The organism is Paenibacillus marchantiae (assembly GCF_028771845.1).
GTDB lineage: Bacteria > Bacillota > Bacilli > Paenibacillales > Paenibacillaceae > Paenibacillus > Paenibacillus marchantiae.
This window is the reverse complement of the sequence record NZ_CP118270.1, coordinates 3651256-3668642: the sequence shown is the minus strand read 5'-3', so window position 1 is coordinate 3668642 and position 17387 is coordinate 3651256. Positions and strand designations below refer to the sequence as shown.

The following is a 17387-nucleotide window of genomic DNA, read 5'->3' as shown; positions in this document are numbered from 1 at the left end:
CGCTAAGGTTATTATGACAAGCATACTTCGTTCCTATGCACCAAATCCTCCGATCATTGGACATCATGGCAAATCTTCAGTCAAATGGCATGCAAAAAGCCCTCAACCAATAAGGTTAAGGGCTTGGATCGTTTACACATGCTGTGTATTACGAGCTTATTTTATTCTGTTGATACTGTTCCAGTGAGATCAATACTTCCCTTGGTTTACTGCCCTCGTAAGGACCAATTACACCTCGGGCCTCCATGGAGTCAATCAAACGTGCTGCGCGGGTATAACCCACTCGCATTCGGCGCTGCAGTAGAGAAACGGAAGCTTGCTTCGCCTCCAAAATAATCTGCACTGCTTGTTCATATAACTCATCCTGCACTTCATCTGCTGCCTGAACGGAATCGTCCACCTCTGGCACAATGGATTCGTCATACTGCGCTTCACCTTGACCACGCACGTAATTCACGATATTTTCAACTTCCTCATCACTCATGAAAGCTCCTTGTACACGAACCGGCTTCGAAGCCCCCATTGGCATGAACAGCATATCTCCCCGACCCAACAACTTCTCGGCCCCACCCATATCCAGAATGGTTCGAGAATCCACTTGAGAGGATACACCAAAGGCAATCCGGGACGGAATGTTGGCTTTGATTACACCAGTGATAACATCCACAGAAGGGCGCTGTGTGGCAATGATCAGATGGATACCCGCTGCACGCGCCATCTGAGCCAATCGAGCAATCGCATCTTCCACGTCACCGGCGGCAACCATCATGAGGTCAGCCAGCTCGTCCACGATAACAACGATGTAAGGCAAAACCGCCGCTGGGTTGTCTTTCATCAGATTGTTATAACCTTCAACGTTACGTGTACCGGATTTGGAGAACAACTCATATCTTTTCTCCATCTCAACAACGATCTTTTTGAGAGCAAGTGAAGCCCTTTTAGGATCCGTTACGACTGGCGCCATCAGATGCGGAATTCCGTTATATACGTTTAGCTCGACCATTTTGGGATCGACCATCAAAAATTTCACTTCATCCGGCTTCGCTTTGTACAGGATGCTCGTAATAATACCATTGATACATACGGATTTACCTGAACCCGTCGCACCAGCCACCAGCAAATGGGGCATACGAGCCAGATTACCGATGATCGTCTGTCCTGAGATATCTCGTCCAAATGCAATGGTCACTTTGGATTCAGCTTCCTGGAATGTGGCTGTTTCCATAACCTCCCGCATTGTTACTACGGATACCTCTCCATTAGGTACTTCAATACCGATAGCGGATTTACCAGGAATGGGTGCTTCCATTCGGATATCTTTTGCCGCCAGGGCTAAAGCAATATCGTCTGTCAGACTTACAATTCTGCTAACCTTCACACCAATATCCGGTTGGATCTCATACCGTGTAACAGCAGGTCCTCTGACTACTTCAAGTACTTTGGCACGAACACCGAAGCTTTCCAGCGTTGCTTCCAGCTTGCGTGCAGTCTGCATATAATCCTTTTGGTCGCCACCCTTACCTCCATTGTTCGGCTTGGAAAGAAGCCTGAATGACGGAAGTTTATAAGGTTTCGGAGGTGGTGGTGGAGGCTTAACTGGCTGCACTTCCTGCCCCTCCGTATCTGAAACAACCGAACCTTGAGCCCCATTGCTCAACGTAGACCCAACGTCTGAACTACCCTCAACAGCATCCGTCGCTCCAGGCCACTCATTGTTATCCACAAGTTCATCTGAGATCTTGATTGGGATCCCTTCTCCCTGCATGTTAGCCGTTAGATCATCTGGGAAAGGATACGCATCATCCAGATCATCATCTTTACCCGCATCCTCGGATCTGACATGCTCAAAGAAGTCACGGATGATTGGAGCCGAATTAGGTCTTGATTGCACAGGAACTGCTGCGGGATCCATAACATCGGATGCGATGATTGGCTCGTCATGCCATGAATCTGCAGGCGTTTCCTGCTCGGCTCGGTAGACGATATGTTCCGTATCTAAAGAATCATCCTCGGCCACTCCACGCTCAGCCTTCGTCCGTTCCCGATCAGAACCCCATTTTCCAAAGAGTTGGAAAAATATTGGTGCTTTTCGTTTCGGTAGTTGCTGATCCTGCATATCATCGTCATCATCTTCCTCGTCGTCCACTGGAACAGGCACCACTTTGCGAACATTCCCGCTTTTCTTGCCCGCAGAGCTTGAAGTGGCACGTGCTGCTGGTCTAGCTTCCAGCTTTTTGTACATCGCACTTCCTGCATCCCATATCTTGGTTCTGAAAATGCGAATCAGATCGACATAAGAAAGATTGGTAATTAGCATGAAACTGATAACGAACATCACGATCATAATCAATCGTGCTCCCAAGCTGCCAAACAACCACAAGAACAAGGCAAACTGCGCCGCTCCTATATAACCGCCGCTAATGTCCTTATTGAGCATCGAATCCCGTTCGCCTGGCGCAGCAGGCGTGAGTAACTCGGTTTGCATATCATTATGTATCTGTGTAAGTACAGCACCAGGCTCAAGGGCTCCAACCGGTATAAGCTTCTGGTGCATAGCAGAGACGGTACTCATCAGGGTTAAAGCAAACACCAGCAATACGAGCCCTGTCTTGCGCGTTGTCCAGCCACTTGGCCATTTTCGATGAATCATCACCATTAAGCCATAATAAATCCCTATAAGCGGAATCGCAAAATAGAACTTGCCAAGCATCAATCCAAACATCTTGGAAAGCGAGCGCCCTACGGTTGCTTCACCCGACAAGGCAATGACAGCAAGGGTAATAAGCACAATGCCGTAAATTTCATATTTTAAAACGCCGCTAAATGCTGCGCCCTTTTTTTTCCTCTTTTTTCTTCTGGCCAAAATCAGGTCACCCCCAGAAGAATATTATACCATACAAATATAATCCGTACATATGTTCTTTTTCTGCTCAATTTGTCTTATTTGGTCACGTTATGTTGGTCCCGGGTTACCCGAAAGTGGAACGATCGATCCGGGCATATTGGCGGGATTCAGATAAGCTTCCAAGGGGCATTCAAGTAAACGTACAATGACAGCTTCATTTTCATTAACAGGTCTGACCTGCATCAATAATCCGTTCATCTTGATCTCCCGGGTGTCTTCTCCCTCATTCCACATCCCTGACCACAACAGTTCAGGTGGCATCACTGTGTAGAGTGTCATTGGGTATAACCCCCTGCCTGCAGCGTCTGTCTTTTGTCTCCTATGAGCTGATTCAATTGAGCAATGGCCTGGCCGATCCCGCCTACGGCATCCATCAATCCATATTTAACCGCATCTGCGCTACCCACAGCTGTTCCGATATCGCGGTTGAGTTCACCTGTCTTAAACATCAGTTCCTTAAACATTTCTTCAGAGATATTGGAGTGCGACGTAACAAATCTTACGACACGTTCCTGCATCTTCTCCATGTACTCAAACGTCTGAGGCACGCCTATCACGAGTCCATTCATACGGATCGGATGAATGGTCATTGTTGCACTACCCGCGATCAGGGAATAGGTTGAAGCAACTGCGATTGGAACCCCGATGCTGTGCCCTCCTCCAATGACGACAGTAACCGTAGGTTTGCTGAGTGAAGCAATCATTTCAGCAATAGCCAAGCCCGCCTCCACATCTCCTCCTACCGTGTTTAAAATGATCAGAATTCCTTCGATTCGCTGATTCTGCTCTGCTGCAACCAGCTGAGGAATGAGGTGTTCATACTTTGTTGTTTTGTTTTGCGGAGGTAAAATTAAATGCCCTTCCACCTGACCGATAATGGTCATACAGAAAATGTTCGATTCAGCTGCAGGTGATTGCGTCTGTCCAAATTGCTGAATAGCCTCCGTTACAGGTGACATCGCCTTTTCCTCTTGTGCAGGCACTTCCGGTGTCTCGGTACCCGGTTGTTCCGATTTGGGTGTTTGCTTGTTTTTCATATATTCGCTCATTCGATTACTCCCCTTCTCCAGAAACATGTAATGTATTTCCTTAGTATGGGGAATGTTCCAGTTGACTTATACCCGATTACTCATCAATTTCTCCATAATCTGGTGTAAGGCCAGAAAAAAACAAAAAAAGCCCCTTCTCTACGAGGAACCGTCCAATATTACTCGTAGAGAAGGGGCGACTGTGTGCCTGAATTTATGTTTTTGTTTGATTTATTTTAAACTTCCATAATGATTGGCAAAATCATCGGTCTACGACGAGTTTGCTCATACAAGAAGCGTCCGAGTGCATCTTTAACATTCGTTTTGAGTGAAGCCCATTCGTTAACGTTCTCACTCATCAACTTCTGCAATGTGCTGCTGACGATGCGATTCGCTTCATCAAGCAGTCCTTCCGATTCGCGTACATAGACAAATCCACGGGAGATGATGTCCGGACCGGAAACAATTTTGCCATCCTGTTTGCTCAGTGTTACCACGACAACCAGAATGCCATCCTGTGACAGCAATTTACGGTCACGCAATACGATGTTACCTACATCGCCTACACCCAAGCCGTCGATCAACACGTTACCTGCAGTAACTTTACCTGCCTTGCGTGCTGCTCCACCTTGAATTTCAACAACTTCACCAATATCCGTAATGAAAATGTTGTCTGGTTCAATACCTACAGATTCAGCCAGTACCGCGTGGCGGCGCTGCATACGGAATTCACCGTGAATCGGCAGGAAATATTTTGGTTTCATCAGGTTAAGCATCAGCTTGAGCTCTTCCTGGCTACCGTGACCGGATACGTGAACGCCACTGTTTGCACCGCTGTAATGCACGTTGGCACCCAGACGGAACAGTTCGTCAATCGTACGGCCTACATATTTCTCATTACCTGGAACTGGAGTTGCAGCAATAATTACTGTATCACCAGGCAAAATATCTACTTTACGATGAGTGGAACGAGCCATCCGTGTCAATGCTGACATCGGCTCGCCTTGGCTACCTGTGCAGAGAATTACTACACGGTCTGCAGCCATTTTGCCTACTTCTTCCGGCTCAATAATCATGCCGTCTGGAATCTCAAGGTAACCCAGTTCAGAAGCAATACCCACCACATTTACCATACTGCGTCCAATAACTGCGACTTTACGTCCAGTTACTTCAGCTGCATTGATAACCTGTTGAATCCGGTGTACGTTGGAAGCAAATGTTGCTACAACGACACGTTGGCTTGCTTTGCGGAAGATATCTTCCAGAACGATACCCACATTTTTCTCCGAAGGTGTAAATCCAGGTTTCTCTGCGTTGGTACTATCGGACAAGAGGGCAAGTACGCCATTGGTTCCGATCTGTGCCATACGCTGGAGATCTGCATATTGACCATTGACTGGAGTGTGGTCAAATTTGAAGTCACCTGTATGAACAACAGCGCCTTCCGGTGTTTCGACACATACGCCGACGGAATCCGGAATACTATGGTTAGTAGCAAAGAACGTTGCTTTCAATACAGAGCCGAGTTGAATCTCGGAATCCGCATCAATCAAGATGCGTTTTGTTTCACCCAGCAAATTGGCTTCTTTCAGCTTGTTCTCCACAAGTCCGAGAGTAAGCTTTGTTCCGTATACCGGAACATTCAAATGTTTCAGAACATATGGCAGACCACCGATATGATCCTCATGTCCGTGAGTCAAAATAATACCTCTTACTTTGTCACGGTTTTCAGTTAGATAAGAGATGTCAGGAATGACAATGTCGATTCCAAGCATATCTTCTTCCGGGAATTTAAGACCAGCATCTACGACTACAATGTCGTTCGCGTATTGGATGACGTACATATTTTTACCAATCTCGCCTACGCCGCCCAAAGCAAAAATCATCAGTTTATCGTTGTTATTTTTCTTAGACAAATGAATCTAAACCTCCTATGGTAGTTGGACGTCGTACCTTATTATTTTATTGTAAGTTAAGAAAAGCAGTCCATCACACCCATGCCCGTTAAATAGGGATGAATGCAAAAGAGCACCTTTATTCACGATATTTGGAAGAAGTTCTTCGAAGTTATTCCCCTTCACCAACAAGATGGATTTTGAAATGATCCTTCTTAGCCGTTCCTTCCTTTTTCACCACAAAGCTACACCAAGAAACGATGTCGCTTTCAATTTCAAAAAAATACCGCACCCAGTCACTTGACATCATTATACATGATTAAAAACAAAAAAAACAAGTCACTCTCTCGTTAACCTCTACGTTTGCCTCCAGTTGTGAAAAGAAACCTAACAATCATCGTCAAAAAAAAGAACCGCCTCCTCTTAAATGAGGAACGGTTCTTCTGCAATTTCTATGGGTTTATAAAAGTTAACAAATCAGTTCAATATCGTATTATTGCTAGTTGAACAAGGCACGAATAAAACCTTGCTCATCCTCTGTTGCGGCTATAAGCGGAAGGCGAACAGATCCGACGTTCAGACCGCGCAATGTCAAAGCGTATTTCACCGCTACAGGGTTCGGTAAAGGCTGCGGGCACTCGAATAGACCTTTGAACACCGGAAACAGCTTCTGATGTATCTGAGCCGCCTGTACAGGTGCACCACCGAAGTATGAATCAATCATTTGTTTCATCTCAGCGCCTACCACATGGCTAGCAACACTAACGATCCCGTAAGCACCTACAGCAATGGCTGGCAAGCCAGAAGCATCGTCACCGGAATACACCCTGAAATGTCCCGGTGCACTCGCAGCAATCTGCGTGACTTGCTCCAACGATACACATTCCTTCGTAGCTACAATGTTTGGAATCTGTGCCAAACGAAGCGTTGTTGCAGCCGAAAGGCTGGCTGCTGTACGTCCAGGAACGTTATACAACATAATCGGCAGTTTCGTCGCGTTCGCGATCGCTTCAAAGTGTCTAAACATTCCCTCTTGACTTGGTTTGTTGTAATAAGGAACAACCAGCAAAACACCATCTACACCAGCACGTTCAGCGTCCTGTGTCAGATGGATTGAATGAGCGGTGTTATTGCTACCCGTTCCAGCAATGATTTTGCACCGTCCAGCCGCATGTTTTACTGCGAATTCGAATAGTTCTACTTTTTCTTTGTCGCTAAGCGTGGGAGATTCTCCAGTTGTTCCTGAAATAACAAGCGTCTCTGACTTTTGATCTTCAATCAAATAGTCTATCAGACGTGCAGTTTCCTCCCAATGGATCCCCCCTTGTTCGTTGAACGGAGTGACCATTGCTGTAATCAATCTTCCAAAGTCCAATTCGATTCCTCCTTCAAAACAGGTCCGGCTCCGCTGACTTCAAAGTACTACAAGTGAAGTTCGAATGAGGCGTGAAGCGCCCTCAGAGCTTGAACCATATCTTCTTTTTTCACAAGTACCCAAATCGTTGTATTGGAATCTGCAGATTGCAGGATCTGGATGTCCGCCAGTGTCAAGGATTCCACGATCCGTGCCATAATGCCTGGCACTCCGTTGATCCCTCCGCCGATGACGGAAACTTTGGCACATCCGGAAAGACTTTGCGGTTTAAGACCAATTTCCTGCAGTACCTGTATAGCTTTCTCGGAATCACTATCGAAAACGGTATAGACAACTCCCAGGGGGGTAACATTAATAAAATCTACGCTAATCGAATTTTCAGCCATCGTTTTGAACACTTTTAGCTGCAAACGATCTGCACCGCCCGGCACTTCCACCGTTATTTGCGTAACATTACTTACATAGGCAATCCCTGTTACATATCGGTCCACAATGCCTGTCTGCACATCCTGGAATCCTTCTGGATGCGTTACCAGCGTCCCTTCACTATCTGCAAAGGTAGACCGTACACGCACTGGAATCTGGGATTGCATTGCAATCTCGACTGCACGCGGATGAATTACCTTGGCTCCTTGATGGGCCATATTACATATCTCGGCATAACTCACAACAGTCAACGGACGAGCGTCCTCCACGATACGTGGATCTGCTGTCAGTATCCCATTTACATCTGTGTATATGTCCACCATCTCAGCGTGTAAAGCTGCACCAAGAGCTGTGGCTGACGTATCACTTCCTCCACGACCAAGGGTCGTAAAGTCACCATTCTCGGTCTGCCCCTGGAACCCTGTAACAATGACAACACGCCCACTCTGTAGCTGCTCCAGCACACGAACAGGACGGACATCCAAAATTCGGGCATTCCCGAAATTGTCGTCCGTCACAAAACCTGCTTGTGCACCGGTCAGCACTGTAGTTGGAATGCCTTCATGTTCGAGCAGACTGCTCAAAGTCGTCGCAGAAATAATTTCACCACAGCACAGCAGTAAATCCTTTTCGCGTGCGGAGAGTGCATTTCCGTTCTGTGCAGCCCAGTCCAGTAACGTATCAGTCGCATAAGGCTCACCGCGGCGACCCATCGCTGACACAACAATGACCAGACTCAATCCTGCTTCAAGTTCACGTTTAACATGACGGAGCACATGCTCTCTCGCCTGAACGGTAGAGAGAGATGTACCTCCGAATTTCTGTACCATGATGCGCATCTTTATTCCTCCATTTGTGTACGCAAGAAGACTGGACACGGGTCAATCAACAAATGGATCACCCTAGGGAGCGTTCCGATGCGATAATTTCAGCATTTTATACGGCATTTCATGCCGCTCCTCATCAAAGATTAGTGAAACAATCCCATATGAAGGCCGCGGTTGTTATCGAGATCATGACGCACACGTTCCCCGTGCACTGATCCCGCTTGCCTAACCTTATCGTTGCAAGCAGGAATTCCCTTTTAATGAAAGGAACGTGGACACAGGTAGCTGTTTATACCAGCATAACGTCCCTCATGATTTTCTTTGTCTCTCGAACCATCTTCATTTCTTCAAGCGAATAACCGTTATCCCCGTAACTAAGTCTGTACAGAACCATGTCTATAACAAACTAATGTTACGGCGGACCCAAGAACTATCAAGCCTGTGCAGAGCGCTGCACAATCATTGGCTGTAACTGTTTGCCTTCAAGCGCACTCCAGCATGCCTCCGGAATAAGCTCCATTTTGGCCACTAACGAGTTCGGTTTTTTCACTGGATCATCCTGCCCAAATGGCACAAAATACAAATATTTGGCCACCAGCAGTTTGGCGATGTTCGCAGCATTCAACCCAAGGCCGTCATTCGTGGAAATGGCGAGTACCAGCGGACGCTGATTTCGCATCTGAGCTTTGGCTGCCATTAAAACCGGACTGTCCGTCATCGCGTTAGCCAGCTTACTCGTCGTGTTGCCTGTGCATGGAGCAATTACGAGCACATCGAGCAACTTGGAAGGACCTAACGGCTCTGCCTCAACAATTGTAGAAATGATATCATTCCCCGTTATATCTTTCAACTGTTTTTGCCAATTTTGCGCGGTCCCAAAGCGTGTATCCGTAGTCAGAACCGAATTGGAAATAATCGGGACAACATTGGCACCTTCGGCTACGAAGCGGCTAATCACCGGCATAACCTCTTCAAACGTACAATGAGAACCTGTAATTGCGTAACCTACCGTTTTTCCCTGCCAGTTCATTGTTCAACCTCCCGTGCGTTTTGTTCTTCCAAAAGCAAACGGATTAAGACGTCGGCAATAATGCCGCCAGCCGTTTTGGGAGCAACAATGCCGGGGAGGCCAGGCGCAAGTAGCGCTTTGATACCGCGTTTTTCAGCATATCTGAAATCACAGCCGCCAGGAGCGGATGCGAGGTCGATAATGACTGCTTTTTGCGGCATTTTGGACAGGATTTGTGCTGTGATTATCATAGTCGGTATCGTATTAAAAAGCAAGTCAACTTCCCCGGTTTGAGCGGCCAAATCCGTTGTCCTGAAAGGCTTCCAGCCCATTATGGCTGCTCGAGCAGCATCCTCTTCGCGCCTGATTCCCACCCGTACATTTGCCCCAAGTCCCTGAAGCGTTTTGGCCATTGTGAAACCTGTTCGACCCAATCCAAGCACAATGCATTCCGAGCCGTGGATCGTGAAGTCCGTCTCCCGAATCGCCATGGCAATGGCGCCTTCAGCTGTCGGAATGGAGTTGTAGAGCGCGATGTCATCACGATCGAGTACTTCAACAAGCCGTAGACCATTTTCCCGGCACAAATCACGTAAAAAAGGCTTCGCCATACCTGTGAACACAATACAATGCTCCGGCAATGCCGCAACATGTTCCTTTTTCAGAAAAATCGGTGTATCACTGAACGAAGTGCTCACTTTCCCCTGATCATCACACCCGACCACAGGAAGCACCAGCACATCTGCCGAAGCAAATACATCGTCCTCCAATTCCTGGTGTTCGATACCCGGAATGGAACGCTCCAGCTTGTCGAAGCCCACCACACTTACCGTAGCATCCAGCTCTGCGCATTTTTGAATGACTTCAAGCTGCCGCGCATCTCCGCCCAGGACTATAATCCGGACACCGGTCAGCATCGGGACGTCACTCCTTTCACCACATGTATGCCTTATCGTATGCAGTGGCCCACAGGGGGGTGAAACATTAAAATTGAAGCATGCAAAGAAAAAAATTATCTCTATAGTTCAAAAAAAAAAAAAAGAGCCGCCCCCTCGGGGACGACTCTTCGAGAACATGCTCAGTAAATTAAACTGTGAAGCTCTTATTACAGAAGATGCTCTTATTTACAGCTTGGTTTCGAATCCTTTATTTCCCGGTATGACCGAATCCGCCTTCTCCACGTACAGTTTCCGACAGTTCAGCTACCTCTGTTAATTCAACTGCTGGAACCGTTTGAAAGACGATTTGGGCAATACGCTCCCCACGTACAATCGTGAATGGCTCCTGACCCAGATTGATCAGAAGGACCTTAACTTCCCCGCGATAATCGGCATCAATGGTGCCCGGTGTGTTCAGACACGTAATCCCATGTTTGAAAGCCAGACCGCTACGAGGGCGAACCTGTGCCTCCAATCCAGCTGGCATAGCCATCGCGAGTCCCGTAGGAATCAACGTACGCTGTCCCGGCTGCAATACAACCTCTTCTTGTAATGCCGCAACTACATCAAAGCCGGAGGCCAGCTCTGACATTTTTTGAGGCAACTTAATATCTTCATTGCCCGGTAACTTTTGAATTTGAACGTAATGCAACAAAATCATCCCTTCTTAATCCAGCGATCGTACGATCCGAAGCACCGACCATAGCGAGCGCAAATGGCTCGGCAAACATCAGGTCCAGCACAGCATCGACATCGTCCATCGTTACTTCTTCAATTTTGGCAATCATTTCGTCCAGCGTGTGGTGTCTGCCCAGCATCAGCTCGTTTTTGCCCAGACGGTTCATGCGGCTGCCCGTGCTTTCCAAACTGAGGATCAAACTGCCTTTCAGCTGTTCTTTTCCTTTGCGCAGCTCATCTTCTGACAATCCATTTACAGCCAGATCGTTCAGAACTTCTTTGGTCAGATCCAGAACTTCTTTCGTCTGTTTCGGCGCTGTACCTGCATAGATGGTGAAGAGTCCACTATCCGCATGGGAACTATGATACGAATAAACGGAATAAGCAAGGCCGCGCTTCTCCCGAATTTCCTGGAACAGTCTGGAGCTCATACCTCCGCCAATCGCATTATTCAGCACGACCATCGCGAACTGAAGCGGATCTCCGATCTTACATCCCGGGAACGAGATACAGATATGATTCTGTTCCGTTTTCTTTTTGTGAAAGAGTTGTCCGCTCTGGAATGCAGGCAGCGTGACTTGTTCAGATACACCATTGACATCAAAAGCACCAAAATGCTTTTCCATCAAATCGATCACACTGTCATCAATATTCCCTGCAATACTAATAACGGTATTCTCAATCGTATAGTGCTCCTTCATATATGCACGCAGATGGCTGGAGTCCATCGCCTTGAGACGCTCTTCAGTACCCAGAATTGGGTAAGCGAGCGGATGCTCACCATAGGCGGCCAAAGCCATAAGATCATGCACCATGTCATCCGGCGTATCCTCATACATCGATATTTCTTCCAGAATGACGTTTTTCTCCTTAAGCAGTTCACCATCATCCATTTTAGAGCGGAAGAACATATCGGATAACACATCGACAGCTATTGGCAGATGTTCATCCAATACTTTGGCGTAATAACAAGTGTATTCTTTCGAAGTGAACGCATTCACGTTACCACCAATGGCATCGAATTGCTCCGCAATCGCTTTGGCATCATAACGATCCGTTCCTTTGAACAGCATGTGCTCAATAAAGTGTGACACTCCGTTGCTTGCAGGCTGCTCATTGCGAGAACCTGTCTTGACCCATATTCCAAATGACACGGAACGACAGGTCGGAATCTGTTCCATGACAACTCTGAGGCCATTGCCCAGCTGAATTTTTTTCACGGTTGGCCCTCCTACATCTCTATAATTGCCTGGATTTCAACGCGAAATTGAAATCGACATTTGGTTCCAACTGTTTGATAGTAACAAAAAAACATCATTCACTCAACCGCTGATCCCTTCACGCGCTCGGATGACAACGTTTCGCTAACGGTTCCAAGCGTCAAACCCTTGGCCCGTATGGAATCAATCATTCCTTTTAAAGCTCCTGAAGAAGCAGCCGTGGGGTGCATCAGAATTAATGTACCGGCTTCTACGTTTTTGGCGATCTTGGCTACAACAGAAGCAGAACTTGGTTTGCGCCAATCCACCGTATCCAGTGTCCAAAGTACCGTTTGAAGTCCCATGCCGGAAGCAATGTCGACTGTTTGTTGATTAAAATCACCGGAAGGTGGAGCAAACCAGTGGTTCTCCACACCCAATTTTTCTTTGAGCAGGTCCTGGGTTTTACTGATTTCCAGCTTGGCTCGCTCCGTACTCAACCGACTCATATTCGGATGTGAGTATGCATGATTTGATAACTCATGTCCACGCTTTTGGATCTCTTTAGCCAGTTCTTCGTTTTTGCTCAACCAGCTTCCATCCAGAAAAAAAGTAGCTTTGACTTTTTCGGCGTCAAGCGTATCTAGTATCGGGATAATGAATTCATTGCCCCACGCTACATTAATCATGAAAGACACCATTGGTTTCTCGGCATTCCCCCGGTAAATCGGGTGTGCACCCAAATCTTTAAGCTGGATTTCAGGTACAGTCTGCCGATAGACATACGCTATCTTAGTATTCAGCGTCCCACCAAGTGCTTTGCGATACGTGGCTTCCACATCAATTTCTATTCCGTTATACCCGGGTATCGCTTTCCAGACCCGATCCACTCTGGCATTTACCGGAGCGATTTTCGTTTCGGCCGCTTTATCCCGGATCGCCGACAACAGCTGATCTTCTCCGGTTGCCTCTTTGAACATATCAAATGCATTTTGCGTGCCTGGCCCATCACGGATTTCCGTAATGTATGTACGTACACTGCCCACTTGTCCGACCAGTATGACAGCTGCCATACCTACCAGAACAGCCGCCAGCTTTTTGGATTGGTTTCTCACAGCTCCATCCTCCCGCCGTCTTTGTCCCCATCATATGAGGACAAGTGCAAGAATATGAATAAAACAAGCTGTTCATGTAAAGTATCTTCAAAGCTGGATTCAGAGGCCTTATGGGTAGACAAACGATTTCATAAAGGTATTTAAACGTTAAAAAAAGAGCCAGAAATTCACATTCTGTCTCTTCATTCAATCTATCTTTTCAAAAAAACGATGGCACGCAGCCTATGATTGAGCTGGAGCTTCGGCAGTCAATACGGCTTTGCGGGACAAGTTGATACGGCCTTGTGGGTCAATTTCCGTTACTTTTACCGTAATGGAATCACCAATGGCAACAACATCTTCCACTTTAGCGACACGCTCTGTGGACAATTGTGAGATGTGTACCAGACCTTCTTTGTTCGGCAGCACTTCAACAAATGCACCAAACTTCTCAACACGTTTTACTTTACCTACATAAATCTCGCCGACAAGTACTTCACGTACGATGCCTTCGATAATCGATTTGGCTTTATCATTCATCTCTTGGTTGGAAGAAGCGATAAAGACACGTCCATCTTGCTCAATATCAATTTTAACACCGGTTTCCTCGATGATTTTATTGATAATTTTACCACCTGCACCGATAACATCACGGATTTTGTCCGGATTGATATGCATGGTTGTAATTTTAGGTGCATATTGTGACAACTGCTCACGTGGAGTTTTCATCACTTCGGTCATTTTGCTCAAGATGTGCATACGACCTTCTTTGGCTTGAGCCAATGCTTCGGACAAAATTTGACGATCAATACCATCAATTTTGATATCCATTTGAATAGCTGTTACACCATCAGGTGTTCCTGCTACTTTGAAGTCCATGTCACCGAGGTGATCTTCCATACCTTGAATATCACTCAGGATGGATACATGATCTCCGTCTTTGATAAGACCCATAGCTACACCCGCAACTGGAGCTTTGATTGGTACACCTGCATCCATCATAGCCAATGTGCTGGCACAGATACTTGCCTGGGAAGTTGAACCATTGGATTCCAATACTTCGGATACCAGACGAATTGTGTATGGAAAGTCTGTTTCGGAAGGAATTACTTTGGAAAGAGCACGCTCACCCAGAGCACCATGTCCGATTTCGCGACGGCCTGGAGCACGCAATGGACGAGCTTCACCTACGCTGAACGGCGGGAAGTTGTAGTGATGCATGAAACGTTTCGTTTCTTCAAGACTGATTCCGTCCAAAATTTGAACATCACCCAGTGCACCAAGTGTACAAATGCTGAGCGCCTGTGTTTGACCACGAGTGAACAGACCTGAACCGTGAGTACGTGGCAGCAGGGAAGTATCACATTCAATTGGACGGATCTCAGCGAGTCCACGTCCATCCGGACGAACTTTATCATGTGTGATAAGGCGGCGCACTTCTTCTTTGACGATATCGTGCAGCACTTCTTTCACATCTTTGAGCAGTTCTGGAGTCTCAATATACTTCTCTTCGAAGTGAGCAACGGTTTCGTCATTCACAAGATCGATTGCATCCTGACGCGCATGTTTTTCAGCAATTTTAACAGCTTCAACCAGACGAGCACTGGCGAACTCACGTACACTGCTGTTAACTTCAGCATTAACGGCATGCAATTTCACAGCCATTTTTTCTTTACCAGCCACTTGTACGAGTTGTTCGATGACTGCAACAATGTTCTTGATCTCGTCATGTCCGAACATGATTGCTTCCAGCATTACTTCTTCCGGAACTTCGTTCGCTTCCGCTTCAACCATCATGATGGCATCTTTGGTTCCTGCTACAACGAGTTCAATCTCACTTACCTCTAGCTGTGCAATCGTTGGGTTGATGATGAACTCACCATTAATACGTCCAACTTTTACACCACCAATCGGTCCGCTAAATGGGACATCCGAAATGCTCAGTGCAGCCGATGTACCGATCATGGCAGCAATTTGCGGTTCGCAGTCCTGATCCACACTCATAACGATATTCAGAACTTGTACATCATTACGGAAACCTTCCGGGAACAAAGGACGAATCGGACGGTCTGTCAAACGGCTCGAAAGAATCGCTTTCTCACTTGGTCTGCCTTCACGTTTAATAAATCCACCTGGGATTTTACCTACGGCATACAATCTTTCTTCATAGTTTACCGTTAATGGGAAAAAGTCCAGATCTTTAGGCTCACTTGATGCTGTCACGGTACACAATACAACGGTATCCCCGTACGTTACCTTAACGGCAGCATTAGCCTGCTTGGCCAAACGCCCTGTTTCAAGCGTAAGCGTTCTTCCACCAAGCTGCATTTCAACACGCTGTTCCATGAAATCCCTCCTTTTATTCGTTCCTAACACAATGGATTCTGCATTTTCACAGTATTTCCTGCTTGTCCTGCATTCATTAACTCCACAGCAACATGCTCACTTGCAAAACAAAAGCTCCTTGCGGAGCCATCAGCTACAAATATATGGCAACATGTTCATCTACAAAACAACCCGGCTGTAAGCTCCGCTTGTCCTTTTAGACAAAGGAATGACGGATAACAGCCAGGTTGATTTTGAAAACATGTACGATAATTAACGACGCAATCCGAGTTTTTCGATCAGTGCGCTGTAACGTTTAACATCTTTGTTTTTCACGTAAGCCAAAAGCTTACGACGTTGACCTACCATTTTCAAAAGTCCACGACGTGAGTGGTGGTCTTTCTTGTGTGTACGCAAGTGGTCTGTCAAACTTCTGATGTTTTCCGTAAGGATAGCAACTTGCACCTCAGGTGATCCAGTATCGGACTCATGAGTTTTGTGCTCGTCGATCAGTTGTTGTTTACGTTCTTGAGTCAATGCCATCCTATTCACCTCCTTCATTATAATCGCCATTAGCCTCGTCACCGCCGGTGAGAGCAAGTAACCAAGCCAAGGTTATGTGTTGTCTCAAACGACAACGTAGTACATTATATCATAGTTGCCCAGACAAAGTAAATGTAAACATGTATTTTGTCCTGAGCTTTACGATAATAGGCGGGCGGCGGTTAATGCATCTTCACGAATCTGACTGATCAAAGCATCAATCGAGTCAAATTTTCGCTCTGCACGAATGTAGTGAACGAGATCAACCTTTAATTCCTGGTCATATATCTGCCCATCAAAATCAAGCAAGTGCACCTCAAACGTAGGTTTCATCCCGTTTTCGTGAAAGGTAGGTTTCACACCAAGGTTCATGACGCCACGCAGTTCCTGCTCCCCATACTGCACACGAACAGCGTAAACACCTTTCGCTGGCGTAACATAATGATCCGTAAGTTCAAGGTTAGCGGTAGGGAAACCAATGGTCCGCCCACGCTTCTCTCCATGAATTACGATTCCCCTGATGCTGTAAGGTCGTCCGAGCCATTGACTGGCTTCGTCCATTTCTCCACGCTTCAACAGGCCACGAATGAGAGAACTGCTTACCTTCTCACCATTTAACAGGAATGGAGGCACAGTCTCGACTGTCATTTCGCCTTCTCCCAATGTGCGAAGAAGCTGCTCATCCCCTGCTCCCTTGTGACCGAAGCGGAAGTCAAAACCAACTACCGCTGTTCGAGTCTGAAGCGGAAGCAGCAGATCATGTGCGAATTGCTGCGGCGTCAACCTTGAGAACTCCTCATTGAATTCGACCACGTAGAGCACGTCTACACCCATCCCTGCCAGGATGTCTTCTTTATCTCTCAAGGGAGTTAGATAACCCTCGTAATCCCCTTTGCGCATAACTTCCTTCGGATGAGGATGAAAGGTCATCACCGCTGCCTGCATGCCCGTTTCGCGTGCAATGCGGACAGCTGACAAAATGACACTTGCATGTCCGAGATGCAGCCCGTCAAATTGACCGATCGCGAGCACTTGGGGATGTGTGCCCTGAACAGCCGATTGTAACGTCTGCGGATAGGTTAGCATTACGGTTTTCACAATCATTCACCTGCATTTCACTTGATAGGCCAGGCTTGAGTACCACC

The 17387-nt window shown here is 46.8% G+C and carries 14 protein-coding genes; all 14 read right to left on the bottom strand.

The genetic code is table 11. The features are described from left to right. Positions 1 to 148: 148 nt before the first annotated feature. The 14 genes from PTQ21_RS16800 to PTQ21_RS16735 all read right to left on the bottom strand — a co-directional run bounded on the left by PTQ21_RS16800 (position 149) and on the right by PTQ21_RS16735 (position 17340). The gene (locus tag PTQ21_RS16800) at positions 149 to 2863 is read right to left on the bottom strand and encodes an FtsK/SpoIIIE family DNA translocase (protein WP_274566412.1); all 2715 of its coding nucleotides are present in this window, start codon (positions 2861 to 2863) and stop codon (positions 149 to 151) included. Positions 2864 to 2953: 90 nt separating this feature from the next. Continuing rightward, positions 2954 to 3184, bottom strand: coding sequence for a YlzJ-like family protein (locus tag PTQ21_RS16795; RefSeq protein ID WP_063566367.1), 231 nt, complete (start codon positions 3182 to 3184; stop codon positions 2954 to 2956). Beyond that, positions 3181 to 3954: a ClpP family protease gene (locus PTQ21_RS16790; protein WP_371121193.1), complete on the bottom strand. Its 774-nt coding sequence runs from the start codon at positions 3952 to 3954 to the stop codon at positions 3181 to 3183. The genes PTQ21_RS16795 and PTQ21_RS16790 overlap by 4 nt, the downstream gene beginning before the upstream one ends. A 215-nt stretch (positions 3955 to 4169) precedes the next feature. After that, a complete protein-coding gene (locus tag PTQ21_RS16785) occupies positions 4170 to 5849 on the bottom strand; it encodes a ribonuclease J (protein WP_063566368.1) in 1680 nt (559 codons plus the stop codon). A gap of 478 nt (positions 5850 to 6327) precedes the next feature. Next, on the bottom strand, positions 6328 to 7203 hold the full coding sequence (gene dapA / locus PTQ21_RS16780; protein ID WP_072732416.1) for a 4-hydroxy-tetrahydrodipicolinate synthase: 876 nt from the start codon (positions 7201 to 7203) through the stop codon (positions 6328 to 6330). Between the two features lie 47 nt (positions 7204 to 7250). Next, positions 7251 to 8468: an aspartate kinase gene (gene dapG, locus PTQ21_RS16775; RefSeq protein ID WP_063566369.1), complete on the bottom strand. Its 1218-nt coding sequence runs from the start codon at positions 8466 to 8468 to the stop codon at positions 7251 to 7253. A gap of 421 nt (positions 8469 to 8889) precedes the next feature. Continuing rightward, positions 8890 to 9486, bottom strand: coding sequence for a dipicolinate synthase subunit B (locus PTQ21_RS16770; protein WP_024630269.1), 597 nt, complete (start codon positions 9484 to 9486; stop codon positions 8890 to 8892). After that, complete coding sequence (gene dpsA / locus PTQ21_RS16765) at positions 9483 to 10382, bottom strand: dipicolinate synthase subunit DpsA (protein ID WP_274566409.1); 900 nt, start codon at positions 10380 to 10382, stop codon at positions 9483 to 9485. The genes PTQ21_RS16770 and dpsA overlap by 4 nt, the downstream gene beginning before the upstream one ends. Before the next feature lie 229 nt (positions 10383 to 10611). After that, the gene (gene dut / locus PTQ21_RS16760) at positions 10612 to 11058 is read right to left on the bottom strand and encodes a dUTP diphosphatase (protein ID WP_170867769.1); all 447 of its coding nucleotides are present in this window, start codon (positions 11056 to 11058) and stop codon (positions 10612 to 10614) included. Continuing rightward, on the bottom strand, positions 11018 to 12301 hold the full coding sequence (locus PTQ21_RS16755) for a M16 family metallopeptidase (RefSeq protein WP_072732415.1): 1284 nt from the start codon (positions 12299 to 12301) through the stop codon (positions 11018 to 11020). The genes dut and PTQ21_RS16755 overlap by 41 nt, the downstream gene beginning before the upstream one ends. Before the next feature lie 98 nt (positions 12302 to 12399). Continuing rightward, on the bottom strand, positions 12400 to 13395 hold the full coding sequence (locus tag PTQ21_RS16750; RefSeq protein WP_072732414.1) for a polysaccharide deacetylase family protein: 996 nt from the start codon (positions 13393 to 13395) through the stop codon (positions 12400 to 12402). Positions 13396 to 13617: 222 nt separating this feature from the next. Next, the gene (gene pnp / locus PTQ21_RS16745) at positions 13618 to 15720 is read right to left on the bottom strand and encodes a polyribonucleotide nucleotidyltransferase (RefSeq protein ID WP_063566373.1); all 2103 of its coding nucleotides are present in this window, start codon (positions 15718 to 15720) and stop codon (positions 13618 to 13620) included. Positions 15721 to 15972: 252 nt separating this feature from the next. Further along, complete coding sequence (gene rpsO, locus PTQ21_RS16740) at positions 15973 to 16242, bottom strand: 30S ribosomal protein S15 (protein WP_056700672.1); 270 nt, start codon at positions 16240 to 16242, stop codon at positions 15973 to 15975. A gap of 159 nt (positions 16243 to 16401) precedes the next feature. Next, entirely contained in the window at positions 16402 to 17340 is a 939-nt protein-coding gene (locus PTQ21_RS16735) for a bifunctional riboflavin kinase/FAD synthetase (RefSeq protein ID WP_063566432.1), read from the bottom strand. Positions 17341 to 17387 lie beyond the last annotated feature (47 nt).

Excerpts from the sequence above, each read along its gene's own strand:
- PTQ21_RS16795 (WP_063566367.1), bottom strand. The coding sequence starts at position 3,184 with ATGACACTCTACACAGTGATGCCACCTGAACTGTTGTGGTCAGGGATG.
- PTQ21_RS16790 (WP_371121193.1), bottom strand. The coding sequence starts at position 3,954 with ATGAGCGAATATATGAAAAACAAGCAAACACCCAAATCGGAACAACCG.
- dapG (WP_063566369.1), bottom strand. The coding sequence starts at position 8,468 with ATGCGCATCATGGTACAGAAATTCGGAGGTACATCTCTCTCTACCGTT.
- PTQ21_RS16770 (WP_024630269.1), bottom strand. The coding sequence starts at position 9,486 with ATGAACTGGCAGGGAAAAACGGTAGGTTACGCAATTACAGGTTCTCAT.
- dpsA (WP_274566409.1), bottom strand. The coding sequence starts at position 10,382 with ATGCTGACCGGTGTCCGGATTATAGTCCTGGGCGGAGATGCGCGGCAG.
- pnp (WP_063566373.1), bottom strand. The coding sequence starts at position 15,720 with ATGGAACAGCGTGTTGAAATGCAGCTTGGTGGAAGAACGCTTACGCTT.
- rpsO (WP_056700672.1), bottom strand. The coding sequence starts at position 16,242 with ATGGCATTGACTCAAGAACGTAAACAACAACTGATCGACGAGCACAAA.